13 protein-coding genes are annotated in these 12,744 nt (G+C 36.4%); 11 read left to right on the plus strand and 2 right to left on the minus strand.

All coding sequences use genetic code 11. The features are described from left to right. Window positions 1-124: 124 nt before the first annotated feature. A complete protein-coding gene (folD, locus tag ACSBRB_RS03525) occupies window positions 125-982 on the plus strand; it encodes a bifunctional methylenetetrahydrofolate dehydrogenase/methenyltetrahydrofolate cyclohydrolase FolD (protein WP_435031638.1) in 858 nt (285 codons plus the stop codon). Window positions 983-1,167: 185 nt separating this feature from the next. Here the strand turns inward: folD and ACSBRB_RS03530 are convergent, their stop codons facing one another. Next, entirely contained in the window at window positions 1,168-2,313 is a 1,146-nt protein-coding gene (locus ACSBRB_RS03530) for a globin domain-containing protein (protein ID WP_435031639.1), read from the minus strand. 222 nt (window positions 2,314-2,535) lie between these two features. Between ACSBRB_RS03530 and ACSBRB_RS03535 the strand changes: the two genes are divergently transcribed. The 10 genes from ACSBRB_RS03535 (at window position 2,536) to lacD (ending at window position 11,364) form a co-directional block, all read left to right on the plus strand. After that, complete coding sequence (locus ACSBRB_RS03535) at window positions 2,536-2,853, plus strand: DUF5011 domain-containing protein (RefSeq protein ID WP_059106531.1); 318 nt, start codon at window positions 2,536-2,538, stop codon at window positions 2,851-2,853. Window positions 2,854-3,260: 407 nt separating this feature from the next. Further along, window positions 3,261-4,388 carry a cytochrome aa3 quinol oxidase subunit II gene (gene qoxA / locus ACSBRB_RS03540; protein WP_107392439.1) on the plus strand — a complete coding sequence of 376 codons (1,128 nt, stop codon included), beginning with the start codon at window positions 3,261-3,263 and terminating at the stop codon, window positions 4,386-4,388. Continuing rightward, a complete protein-coding gene (gene qoxB, locus ACSBRB_RS03545; protein ID WP_435031640.1) occupies window positions 4,388-6,376 on the plus strand; it encodes a cytochrome aa3 quinol oxidase subunit I in 1,989 nt (662 codons plus the stop codon). Before qoxA ends, qoxB begins: the two co-directional genes overlap by 1 nt. Next, window positions 6,366-6,971, plus strand: a complete 606-nt coding sequence (gene qoxC / locus ACSBRB_RS03550; protein ID WP_435031641.1) for a cytochrome aa3 quinol oxidase subunit III — start codon at window positions 6,366-6,368, stop codon at window positions 6,969-6,971. Before qoxB ends, qoxC begins: the two co-directional genes overlap by 11 nt. Continuing rightward, complete coding sequence (qoxD, locus tag ACSBRB_RS03555) at window positions 6,968-7,258, plus strand: cytochrome aa3 quinol oxidase subunit IV (RefSeq protein ID WP_059106527.1); 291 nt, start codon at window positions 6,968-6,970, stop codon at window positions 7,256-7,258. Before qoxC ends, qoxD begins: the two co-directional genes overlap by 4 nt. A gap of 262 nt (window positions 7,259-7,520) precedes the next feature. Beyond that, a complete protein-coding gene (locus ACSBRB_RS03560) occupies window positions 7,521-8,270 on the plus strand; it encodes a DeoR/GlpR family DNA-binding transcription regulator (RefSeq protein ID WP_435031642.1) in 750 nt (249 codons plus the stop codon). Window positions 8,271-8,516: 246 nt separating this feature from the next. After that, on the plus strand, window positions 8,517-8,948 hold the full coding sequence (locus ACSBRB_RS03565; protein ID WP_435031643.1) for an RpiB/LacA/LacB family sugar-phosphate isomerase: 432 nt from the start codon (window positions 8,517-8,519) through the stop codon (window positions 8,946-8,948). A gap of 13 nt (window positions 8,949-8,961) precedes the next feature. Next, window positions 8,962-9,477: a galactose-6-phosphate isomerase subunit LacB gene (lacB, locus tag ACSBRB_RS03570; protein WP_435031644.1), complete on the plus strand. Its 516-nt coding sequence runs from the start codon at window positions 8,962-8,964 to the stop codon at window positions 9,475-9,477. Next, entirely contained in the window at window positions 9,477-10,430 is a 954-nt protein-coding gene (locus tag ACSBRB_RS03575) for a 1-phosphofructokinase family hexose kinase (RefSeq protein ID WP_435031645.1), read from the plus strand. The genes lacB and ACSBRB_RS03575 overlap by 1 nt, the downstream gene beginning before the upstream one ends. Beyond that, a complete protein-coding gene (gene lacD, locus ACSBRB_RS03580; protein WP_435031646.1) occupies window positions 10,423-11,364 on the plus strand; it encodes a tagatose-bisphosphate aldolase in 942 nt (313 codons plus the stop codon). The genes ACSBRB_RS03575 and lacD overlap by 8 nt, the downstream gene beginning before the upstream one ends. A gap of 104 nt (window positions 11,365-11,468) precedes the next feature. Here the strand turns inward: lacD and ACSBRB_RS03585 are convergent, their stop codons facing one another. Next, on the minus strand, window positions 11,469-12,722 hold the full coding sequence (locus tag ACSBRB_RS03585; protein WP_435031647.1) for an MFS transporter: 1,254 nt from the start codon (window positions 12,720-12,722) through the stop codon (window positions 11,469-11,471). Window positions 12,723-12,744 lie beyond the last annotated feature (22 nt).

A 12,744-nucleotide genomic window follows, 5' to 3' on the forward strand; every position in this document is an offset into this window, starting at 1 on the left:
AAAAATCGAACTTTATCCATATTTTTCATTTTAACTTACGGTTTTTAGTTGAAATTAAAACGGTTAACCACCGTATCGTTAGGGTAATGTTCTACTATCCAATATTCAAAGGAGGAAATTTTTCATGGTTGCTAAAGTTTTAGACGGTAAACAAATTGCTAAGGACTACAGACAAGGTTTACAAGACCAAGTTGAAGCTTTAAAAGAAAAGGGCTATACACCTAAATTATCCGTTATCCTAGTGGGTAATGACGGTGCAAGTATGAGTTATGTTAAATCTAAGAAAAAAGCAGCAGAAAAAATTGGAATGATTTCTGAAATCGTTCATTTAGAAGAATCATCAACAGAAGAAAAAGTATTAAATGAATTAAAACGATTAAATGAAGATGACTCAGTAAGTGGTATTCTTGTACAAGTGCCACTACCTGACCAAGTCAGTGAACAAAAAGTATTAGAATCTATTAACCCTGATAAAGACGTGGATGGTTTCCATCCAACAAATATCGGTAAATTATACATCGATGAACAAACATTTGTACCTTGTACACCACTTGGTGTGATGGAATTATTAAATCACGCTGACATCGACTTAGATGGTAAAGATGCGGTCGTTGTGGGACGTAGTCACATCGTAGGTCAACCAGTTTCTAAATTATTACTACAAAAAAATGCAACAGTGACAACACTACACTCTCACTCAAAAGACATGCACAGTCACTTAAAAAATGCTGACGTGATTGTAAGTGCAGTAGGTCGTCCTGGCTTAGTAACAAAAGATGATGTCAAAGAAGGCGCTGTTGTGATTGACGTCGGTAATACTCCAGATGAAAATGGTAAATTAAAAGGTGACGTTGAATACGATGACGTTAAAGAAATTGCCGGTGCAATTACACCTGTACCTGGTGGCGTCGGCCCAATGACAATTACAATGGTACTTAATAACACATTATTAGCAGAAAAAATGCGTCGCGGCATTGAATAATTCATGCTTATAGCGATTTAACACACATTTTTATCACTTCTGCTGATAAAAAGAGAGAGGCTGGGACAAACACTGTCTCAGCCATTTTTATGTCTTATTTCAATTCATAAAAAAGAGGAACAATCTCTCTAGAAAGACCGCTCCCACTTCGTTAATATAATGAATGTTTTATTTGAATCGCTGCATTACACTGCAACTGCTAATTTCGGTTTGAATGATTCAAAGTGTATTTTCGCTTCATCTACACCTGATGCTTTAAGCGAATTAATCACTGATTCTAAGAATTGTGTACCGCCACAGACATAGATTTCTGTATCGTCTGTAATATAAGATTGTACAGTTTCTGCATTGATGCGACCTTCTGATTGACGATCATGTAAAACATGTTCAACATGCTCATGGTCTTCTGCAACAGCTTTAAGCGTTTCTCCGTAAGGCACGTCATCTGCATTAACAACATTTTGTACAAATGTTACAGCAGGACTTGTAGCTGCGACTTGTTTATACATAGAGATAAGTGGTGTCACACCTACACCTGACCCGATAAATAATTGTGGTTTATCTTCGTTCACAACTCCGAATACTCCAACTGGTGCTGAAAGTAAGATTGTGTCTCCTTCTTTAAACTCATCGTGAAGGATTGGTGATACTTCACCTTCATGCTCGTCAGTTACATCACGTTTTACCGCAAATGTTAAATGATCTTTATCACCTTCGACAATTGAATAGTGACGTTTTGCTCTATAAGGTAATTTTTCATTATCAATATCAACTGTGATATATTGACCTGCATTAAATTGACTTAAGTCATGTTCATCAGAAGTGACTGTGAATGCTTTGATATCTGATGAAATCGTTTCAATTTTTGAAATAGTGAATGGTTGGAAATCTTCCCATGCCATTTCGTTGTAAATATCTTTTTCTACTTGAATAAATACGTCTGCAATTTCCCCGTATGCTTTTGCCCATGTTTGAAGTATTGGATCATCAGATTCTAATCCTAATACATTTTCAATTGCTGCTAATAAATTTTCGCCAACAATGTCATAACCTGCTGGTGGCACTTGCAATGCACAATGTTTATGCCCGATTTCTTTCACTACTGGAAGAATATTCGTTAAATCATCAATATTCATTGCAGCAGCTAAAACTGATTGTGCTAATGCCGTAGATTGTAGACCTTGTTTTTGGTTCGTTTGGTTGAACATATTTCTGAGTTCTGGATGCTGATTAAACATTCTATTGTAAAAATAAGATGTAATATCAGTTCCTTTTTCTTGAAGTACTGGAACCGTTTCTTTAATGATTCCCTTCTCTTGTTCTGTTAACATGTAAGATCACTCCCTATAACTTATAAGTTCACCTTAATCATAGTGCTTTTTCACAGTAAATTAAAGAACTTTTTAAATAATTCACAATATATTCACTAACTCGCTAATGACAAGGATTTGAGGAAATATTTCATATTAGGACTATAGTATGATGTATTTTCAAGCACAGTAAATTATAGTATAGTTAAATTAACAAACGACGTGTTTACGGAGGTTTAAACTATGAACAAATTAATCCAGTCATTATCAGCGATTGGTGTGTCTGCCACACTTGTTTCACCGAACCTCAGTGCAGAGGCAACAGATAATTCTATTCCTCAAATTAAAGGCGTAAGAGACACTGTCATCAATAAAGGGGCAGACTATAACTTGCTTAAAGGCGTAAGTGCTTACGATAAAGAAGACGGCGACCTCACAGATAAAATTACCGTAGAAGGAAACGTCGATACAAATAAAGTAGGCAAATATAAAATTGAATACCAAGTTGAAGATTCAGAAGGTGCTGTTGAAAAAACAGTCCGTTATATTGAAGTGAAATAGCATCTGTTTCATTCAATTTATACATAGAATACATATTCATTCATCACAATTAGACGTGTGCAATGTAACCGTTTAATTGTGATTTTTTTATTTTGTCAACGTTTCACCTATTTGACTAGGCACATTTGTTCGTTTAAAATTTAACTGTCAATAAGGTGATGCAAAGTCCTAATTGATAACGGTTCTCGCTAATTTTAAGTGGTTTTAGACCATTATCATTAAATATATCATTTTTCACAAAATGTACACATAATTTTAATAAATGGTTGAACGCCCGCCAGACCTTGCGTCTGTTGGGCTTAATTAAATTTTACAAGAATTTTTTTACCGTAACCACTTGTAAATATTCAGTAATAACTTAAAATTAGTGTTAAGCCCTACAATTGTAGTATTAGGAGGTCAAAAAAGTGTCAAAATTTAAGTCTTTGCTTCTATTGTTTGGCTCAGTCGCTTTGCTTAGTGGTTGTTCCAACGTAGAAGTATTAAATCCAAAAGGGCCAGTAGCAAGCGACTCAAGATTTTTGATTATCTATTCAATTATCTTCATGCTTGTTATTTGTGCTGTAGTGCTTATCTTATTCGCAGTATTCCTTGTCAAATATAGACTTGGTAATACAAAAGAATCTGGTAAGATGCACCACAATGGTTTAATCGAAACAATCTGGTTTATTGTTCCGATTCTTATAGTTATTGCTTTAGCTATTCCAACAGTTAAATCATTATATCTATATGAAGAAACACCAGAGAAGAGCGAAGATCCTATTACGATTTACGCTACAAGTGCTGGGTATAAATGGTTCTTTGCATATCCAGAACAAAAAATTGAAACCGTAAATCACTTAACCATTCCTAAAGATAGACCAGTTGTCTTCAAACTCCAATCTATGGATATGATGACAAGTTTCTGGATTCCACAATTAGGTGGTCAGAAATATGCGATGACTGGTATGACAATGGACTGGACTTTAACCGCTGATCAAGAAGGTACGTTCCGAGGACGTAACTCAAACTTCAACGGTGAAGGATTTGCTCGCCAAACATTTGATGTTCATTCCGTTAGCCAAAGTGAGTTCGATGATTGGGTACAAGATGCCAAAAGTAAAAAAGTACTTACACAAGATACTTTTGACAAACAAGTGTTACCTACAACTGAAAACGAAAACCTAACATTCAGCGGTACACACATGGCATTCGTTGATCCAGCAGCTGATCCAGAGTATATCTTCTATGCTTACGATCGTTACAACTATGAACAAAAAGATCCAAACTTTAACACACCAGATGAAATGACCGAAGACATTTTAGATAAACCGGACAAACCAGCGCGTAAGGTTCAAGTTACTAATCCTAACTACGAACGTCACGGTATGACACCGGTAATCTTAGGCAACAACGAACCATATAGTGATGAACTCAAAGATGAAGAGTCTCACAATATGGATGAAATGGAAAAAATCTCTGAAGGTGCTAAAGATGAAAAAGCATCTGAATTAGAGAAAAAAGACAATGAACATGAACATGGAGGTGGACATTAATGAATTTTCCATGGGACCAATTGATAGTACATGGTAACTGGATGATCACGGCAGCACAAATCGGCGCCCCATTCTTAGTTATCGGTATTATCGCATTAGTAACTTATTTCAAATTATGGAAATACTTGTTTAAAGAATGGTTCACATCCATCGACCATAAAAAAATCGGCTTAATGTATTTAATCTGTGCCGTACTTATGTTTGTACGTGGTGGTATTGATGCGTTATTAATTCGTACTCAATTAACAATTCCAGATAATAAATTCCTCGAAGCTAACCACTATAACGAAATATTCAGTACACACGGTGTTATCATGATTATCTTCATGGCGATGCCATTCATCTTCGGACTATGGAACATCGTTATCCCATTACAAATTGGTGCACGCGATGTTGCCTTCCCTGTATTGAATAACGTTAGTTTCTGGTTGTTCTTCGCAGGTATGGTGTTATTCAACCTATCATTTATCGTTGGTGGTTCACCAGCAGCAGGTTGGACAAACTATGCACCGCTAGCCGGTGAATTTAGTCCTGGTCCAGGTGTTAACTATTACTTAATTGCGATTCAGATTTCGGGATTCGGAAGTCTGATGACGGGTATCAACTTCTTTGTAACTATACTTAGATGTAAGACACCTACAATGAAATTTATGGAAATGCCAATGTTTACAGTGACTACATTTATCACTTCATTAATCGTTATCTTGGCTTTCCCAACATTTACTGTAGCATTAGCATTATTCACAGCAGACAGAATATTTGACACTGCGTTCTTCACAGTAGCAAATGGCGGTATGCCGATGTTATGGGCTAACTTCTTCTGGGTTTGGGGGCACCCTGAAGTGTACATCGTTATCCTACCAGCATTCGGTATTTACTCAGAAATCATACCTACATTCGCCCGTAAACGCTTATTCGGTCATAAAAGTATGATATGGGCCACTGCAGGTATCGCATTCTTAAGTTTCTTAGTATGGGTTCACCATTTCTTCACTATGGGTAATGGTGCATTAATCAACTCATTCTTCTCAATTACAACAATGATGATCGGTATTCCAACCGGTGTTAAATTGTTCAACTGGTTATTCACCCTATTCCAAGGTCGAATATCCTTCGAATCACCGATGCTGTTCGCACTCGCGTTTATCCCTAACTTCCTATTAGGTGGGGTTACCGGAGTTATGTTAGCGATGGCAGCAGCTGACTATCAATATCACAACACATACTTCCTAGTGGCCCACTTCCACTACACGTTAGTAACAGGTGTTGTATTTGCCTGTCTCGGTGGTTTAATCTTCTGGTATCCTAAGATGATGGGATACAAACTAAACGAAACGTTAAACAAATGGTGCTTCTGGTTATTCATGATCGGATTCAACGTTTGTTTCTTACCACAATTCGTACTCGGATTAGATGGTATGCCACGTCGTTTATACACTTACATGCCTGAAGATGGTTGGTGGTTATTAAACGTCATTTCAACTGTCGGTGCATTACTAATGGCTTTAGGCTTCTTATTCTTAGTCGTAAGTATTGTTTACAGTCATTTCACATCACCACGTGAAGCAACTGGTGATAACTGGTATGGTTTAGGACGTACTTTAGAATGGTCAACAGCATCAGCTATTCCACCTAAATACAACTTTGCCATCACACCTTATTGGAATGATTATGATACATTCGTAGATCTTAAAGAACATGGTCGTCACTACTTAGACAACCACAACTATAAAGATATTCACATGCCAAACAACACAACAGTTGGTCTCTGGATGGGTATCTTTATGACAATCGGCGGCTTCTTCCTTATCTTTGAAACATTGATTCCAGCAATCCTTTGTCTCATCGGTATCTTTTGCACTATGCTTTATAGAAGTTTCCAAGTCGATCACGGTTATCATATTCCAGCTAGTGAAGTGGCTGAAAATGAAAAACGTTTACGTGAAGAACGTATGAAAGAAAAGGAGGCTGTAAGTTATGAGTCATGAGGTGAACACTATTGATTCACGTACGCACGAAGGTAATTTGAATAAACTTGGCTTCTGGGTTTTCCTTACAGCTGAATTCTCATTATTTGGTACGTTATTTGCAGCTCTTTTAACGTTACAACACGGTGGTAGTTATGGTGGTAAATTAACTACTGATCTCTTCGAACTACCCCTTGTATTGATAATGACATTTGCATTATTAATCAGTTCTTACACTTGTGGTATTGCTATTTACTACATGCGTAAAGAAGCTCAAAGCAAAATGATGCTTTGGATGATTATCACAGTGCTATTAGGTGTTGTGTTCGTCGTATTCGAAATTTACGAGTTCGCACACTATGCCTCTGAAGGAGTTAATCCAACTATTGGTTCTTATTGGTCAAGTTTCTTCATCTTGTTAGGAACACACGGTGCCCACGTTTCCTTGGGTATTGTTTGGATTATTGGTTTACTTATCCAAGTTGCAATGCGCGGCTTGAATAAAGACAATGCTCCAAAATTATTTATAGTAAGTTTATACTGGCACTTCTTAGATGTTGTTTGGATCTTCATCTTCACTGCCGTATATATGATAGGGATGGTGTATAGCGGATGAATACTATATTAAAACATACAGTAGGTTTTATCGCTTCAATCGTACTTACAATTTTGGCCGTGTTCGTAACTCTATACACATCAATGCCTTTAAATACTAAGATTACAATTATTTTCGGATTTGCTTTCATCCAAGCTGCAGTTCAATTACTTATGTTCATGCACTTAACTGAAGGTAAAGACGGAAATCTACAAGGGTTCAAAGTTCTCTTTGCTATTATCATCACATTAGTTATCGTTGTCGGTACTTATTGGGTAATGCAAGGTGGACACGGAAGCCATATGTAAGGCACCCACTTTTGGGAAAAGCTTCTCTTCGGAGAAGCTTTTTTTATTTGCTTTATTTTCCTCATATCCATGCTTCCTTGAATTTATCTTCGTACACATCCCCTTCTCCTATTGATGAACATCTGAATTCAAGAATATATTGTGAACGATTCATAGGCGGTGCTAAATTGAGTTATTTATATTTTCTAATTACGTTCCTAACTTAATATTTTTTGTTATGTTATAATAAAGAAAATTTGAGATAGATTTAGGTAGTGAAGTTATGAATATTAAAGAAGCGAGACACCAAATTATACTAGACAAATTAAAATCAGTGGGAACGGTCTCTGTTAATGCGCTATCTGAAGAAATGGATGTCGCTCAGATGACCGTAAGAAGAGATTTAAAAGAATTGGAAAATCATAAACAGCTCATTCGTGTACACGGAGGCGCGGTATTACCTGAGCAATATTATAACGAATTAGCCAACGATGAAAAGAAAAGCTTACAAAGTGCTTCTAAATCTGAAATAGCACGCAAAGCAAGTGCATTGATACAAGATGGTGATACTGTCTTTATAGGATCTGGTACAACGAATGAATCCTTGTATCCATATATAAACGATAAATCCTTACATATCATTACTAATTCGCTACATATTTTCCAACAGTATACCCATCATGATCATATTGATGTTGTGCTTGTAGGAGGACGTTATCGAACAAAGACAGGAACGTTTGTCGGCGTTCTAGCCAACGCTGTATTAGAGCGCTTGAATATCGATAAATGTTTTATCGGCGCAAATGGTATCTATAATCAATATGTCAGCACTGCAAACGAAGAGGAAGCACAAGCGAATAAAATTATTTTAGACCAATCTAAAGAAAAATATATCACTGCCGATCAATCTAAATTTAATATACGTGCTTTCATCGAATTCTATGATATCGCACAGCTGACAGGTATTATTACCGATGACACATTAGAAGCGTCTGTATACGAAAGTTATAGTCATTATACGAAAATATATTAAGTTCAAAATACTGAGTGCACATGATCCAATAAGGTGTGCTCAGTATTTTTGCTTTCTTTTGCTATTATAAGTGTTTTTTATCAAACTGATTTTGCCCCGCTTCCCCCTTTTCTTCATTAATTTTCCTAATATTGACACAACTATATGACTTTCTTGTATATATACACGTCGTAAATTGACAGGCAAAATGAAAATGTGTATAGTTTAAATAGCACAAAAACAAACGTTTTCGAACAGGAGGCACCCATGTCTATTTTTATTCATTCAGACCAAGCATCACAGACGTTAAAACAACGTATTATTGATGATTTAACAGCACATGATTATGAGGTGGTAGATCTCGCTAATGAACAACCTTCAGATGATATCACAGAAATCACACATGCCGTAACAGAACGTGTGGCTGCACACTCAGGTAGTAAAGGTATCATTATCGATCGCTATAGTATCGCACCGTTTATTTTAGCGAATAAGTATAAAAATATTATCTGTGCGATGATTTCAGACGAACAATCTGCGAAAATGACATGCCGTCACAACAATACAAATGTCATCACATTAGGTAGTGAAACTGTAGGTACACTGGTAGCACTCAATTGCGTACGTACATTTTTACAAGCAACATACGATGGTGGCCGTCACCAAATTCGCATCGATATGTTAAATCACTTATGTTAATGGAGGAATCAGCATGAAAATAGCAATTGGTTGTGACCATATCGTTACAGAAATCAAAATGAATATCGTTACGTATCTTAAAAATTTAGGCCATGAAGTGATTGATCATGGTACTTATGACTTTCATCGTACACATTATCCCATTTACGGAACATTAGCTGCACAAAGTGTCTTGAATAAAGAAGCTGATTATGGCATCGTTCTCTGTGGTACAGGTGTTGGCATCAGTGTCTCTGCAAATAAAGTACCTGGTGCACGTGTAGCGCTCGTACGTGATGCGACAAGTGCGCGATTAGCACGTACAGAATATGACTGTAATGTGATTGCAGTTGGAGGTAAAGTGACTGGTTATGATTTAATCATTAATATTATCGAAACGTTTCTTTCAACGGATTACGAAGCAACGCCAGAAAAAGATAAACTGATTGAAGCTATGAACGATACGTTAAAAGCTGAAGACGTTCATTATGATAAAGAAATGTTCAAATCTTATTTAACGAAGTGGGATAACGGAGAGTACACAGACTAATGTCTCACAAGTTATTGACCGTAACCTTGAATCCAGCGATTGATATCAATTACCCTATCCCCGATTTTCAAATTGATAAAGTGCAACGTACCGAAGAATCCTTTAAATCAGCAGGAGGCAAAGGACTCAATGTGGCGAGGGTTGGGCATCTATTAGGTTTAGATGTTTGTTGTACAGGGATTGTAGGAGGCCATATGGGAGAATGGCTTAAAGCGGATCTAGATCATTCCAATATGGCACATCAGTTTATCTCTTCTCCGGTCGAAACACGTTTATGTATCGCAATTAACAGTGATTACAGTCAAACAGAAATATTAGAATCTGGTGCGACTCACCCTACGGAGATCTCACAACAATTTTTAGAACATTTCGCAAAATTAATCACTGATTATGATATCATCACTATCTCTGGTAGCTTACCAAAAGGTTTCGACCCAATGTATTATGTCCGTTTATTAGAAATTGCACATGAATCTCAGAAAAAAGTATGTTTGGATACTTCTGGTGAAGCATTAAAAAATGCTATTTTGCATTCACAACACTGTCCGCCCTATTTAATTAAGCCCAACACTGAAGAGCTAGCAATGCTTGTTAACGACAGTACATCTAAGGATGTTAGTGAAATTTTAACTGCACCACATCTTGCACACATCCCAAACATATTGTTATCTCAAGGTGATGAAGGTGCGACACTCCGTACAAATGAAGCATGCTATCAATATGCCATACCAAAAATTGAAGTCGTTAACCCAGTCGGTTCAGGTGACAGCTCAGTCGCAGGCTTCTGTTATGGTTTAGCTCAAACCCACTCTCCTAAAGAAGCGGCAAAATATGCAATGGCTGCAGGTGTTTGTAATGCACTGGAACACCGGACTGGTTATATCGATCTCACAAATTATCAACACGTTTTATCTCAAATTAATTATACAAAGGTGGCACAACAACATGACTAAAACAATCGAACCCCTATTAAACGACGATGGTTATATTGCAGCACTCGCAATCGACCAACGTGGTGCCTTACGTAAATTACTTGGTGAAGACGCCTCTGTGGCTGATATCGAGCAATTCAAAACGCAAGTCTCAAAAAACTTAACACCTTATGCTTCAAGTATTCTCTTAGACCCTGAATATGGACTTCCTGCTTCTGAACAACGCGATGCTTCATGTGGTTTACTGCTTGCTTACGAAAAAACAGGCTACGATGCAACGCAACCTGGTCGTATACCAGATTTACTCGATACCTGGTCAGTGAAACAATTAAAAGCAAAAGGCGCAGACGCAATCAAATTACTCGTCTATGTCGATATCGATGAAGACGATGCAATCAATAAGCAAAAAGAAGCATTTGTAGAACGAGTAGGAAGTGAATGTGTGGCTGAAGAAATTCCTCTGTTTTTAGAGCTTGTCTCTTATGATGCGAATATTGCCGATGCAACATCTGCTGAGTATGCAAAAGTGAAACCGCACAAAGTCATTGAAGCGATGCGTACCTATTCAGATCCACGTTTTAATGTAGATGTATTAAAAGTCGAAGTCCCTGTTAACATGAACTTTGTCGAAGGGTATGGCGAAGAAGTACTTTACAGCAAAGCAGAAGCAGCACAATATTTCAAAGACCAAGCCGCTTCGACATCACTGCCTTACATTTACTTAAGCGCTGGTGTCACTGCAGAACTGTTCCAAGAAACGTTACGCTTCGCTAAAGAAGCAGGTTCAACGTTTAATGGTGTATTATGCGGGCGTGCAACATGGAAAGATGCGACACTTCATTTCTCTGAAGGACCAGAAGCTGTGACAGAATGGTTCAATACACAAGGAAAATCGAACATTGAATCACTCAACGAAATATTAAAAACAACAGCAACACCTATTGAATTAAACTAACTAAACTACAAGAAACCTCCTAATAATAAAAAAAGTGATGATTACTCAAACTTAATCGGGTAATCATCACTTTTTATATTTCATTCTTCATTAGCGATAATCTTTTACGAATCTATTTCCATATGATTGAGAGATTTAATCTTTTTCATATCCTTATCTAATAAATAAAAAACTGCTATCACAAGACTTATCACGCTAAGCAGGATAAAGTTCACATTAATCGTTGCAAAAAGGTTAGGTAATATCCCTCCAATAAAAGCACCTATTGGCATCAATAAGCTCAATAAGGTCTCGTTCGTCGTGGATACCCTTCCTAGCATATGTTCTGGTGGTAAAATCTGAAATGCATTGATAAAGGTTAAATTGATCATACCAACACATATATTAGATATAAACAATAAGGTTAAAATAACAAGAAAATAGTTAGGACTCAAAAGATAAATAACTAACCAAACTAAGCCTAAACTTACAAAACTCACAAACAGTAAGTAACTGAAATTCAATCTCTTAATGATAGTCGGTCCTATTAAAAATCCTACAATCATGCCTAAACCATTAATAAATAACATCAGACCATAATGAATACTATCATGTCCTTGAGCCACAGCCATTTTGGGATACACGACAGCAACTGCTGATATTGCAAAATTAACGATAGATAAAGGGATTAATAATTTTAAAATGGTCTTATGTGCTACATAGCGTAAACCATCCTTTAAATCTTGTATGTAGTCTTCGAAGAAATTAAGATTTTGCTTATCCTTTTGATCATCGTGATTATCGTTACTTGATTTAAGTTTCAACAGTTTAAACATAAAAAACGCAACGACAAAGATTACAATATTAATCGTAAACAACGTCTGTATCATTATCACACTCAGTATGACCCCTACCAAACCATCGAGTACAATATCCATCCCTTTATAGGTAACTTGAAATAATGCATTATGTCGCATTATTTCTTCTTTACTTTTAGAAATTTTAGGAATGAGTACATTTTCAGCAGGATAAATAATAGAAGAACAAACTAAAGAAATACTTAATAAAAGATATATTCCCAACAAATGAACAATATTAAAATAAAACAATAACGTCATACCTATAACAATGATAATTTGAAGAAATGTACTGAGATATAAAATTTTGACCGTGTGATATCGGTCGAGTATAGGGCCTATAAAAATCATTAATATATCTATCACGCCGACGATAACCCCAATCAAACCTAAATAAAAAGTATCGTGATATTGAGATGCGACATACCAAGTGAGTGAGATGAGTATTATACTATCACCAATATTCGTAAGTACCCTACCATACAATAATTTATAAATGTTAGGTATCTGAGAGTTTTTCATAAAATGTCCTCATCGTTTTCTT

The organism is Staphylococcus auricularis, assembly GCF_051172115.1.
Lineage (GTDB): Bacteria > Bacillota > Bacilli > Staphylococcales > Staphylococcaceae > Staphylococcus > Staphylococcus auricularis_A.

Coding starts and splice junctions, on each gene's coding strand:
- folD (WP_435031638.1), top strand. CDS start 125: ATGGTTGCTAAAGTTTTAGACGGTAAACAAATTGCTAAGGACTACAGA.
- ACSBRB_RS03530 (WP_435031639.1), bottom strand. CDS start 2,313: ATGTTAACAGAACAAGAGAAGGGAATCATTAAAGAAACGGTTCCAGTA.
- ACSBRB_RS03535 (WP_059106531.1), top strand. CDS start 2,536: ATGAACAAATTAATCCAGTCATTATCAGCGATTGGTGTGTCTGCCACA.
- qoxB (WP_435031640.1), top strand. CDS start 4,388: ATGAATTTTCCATGGGACCAATTGATAGTACATGGTAACTGGATGATC.
- qoxC (WP_435031641.1), top strand. CDS start 6,366: ATGAGTCATGAGGTGAACACTATTGATTCACGTACGCACGAAGGTAAT.
- qoxD (WP_059106527.1), top strand. CDS start 6,968: ATGAATACTATATTAAAACATACAGTAGGTTTTATCGCTTCAATCGTA.
- ACSBRB_RS03560 (WP_435031642.1), top strand. CDS start 7,521: ATGAATATTAAAGAAGCGAGACACCAAATTATACTAGACAAATTAAAA.
- ACSBRB_RS03565 (WP_435031643.1), top strand. CDS start 8,517: ATGTCTATTTTTATTCATTCAGACCAAGCATCACAGACGTTAAAACAA.
- lacB (WP_435031644.1), top strand. CDS start 8,962: ATGAAAATAGCAATTGGTTGTGACCATATCGTTACAGAAATCAAAATG.
- ACSBRB_RS03575 (WP_435031645.1), top strand. CDS start 9,477: ATGTCTCACAAGTTATTGACCGTAACCTTGAATCCAGCGATTGATATC.
- lacD (WP_435031646.1), top strand. CDS start 10,423: ATGACTAAAACAATCGAACCCCTATTAAACGACGATGGTTATATTGCA.
- ACSBRB_RS03585 (WP_435031647.1), bottom strand. CDS start 12,722: ATGAAAAACTCTCAGATACCTAACATTTATAAATTATTGTATGGTAGG.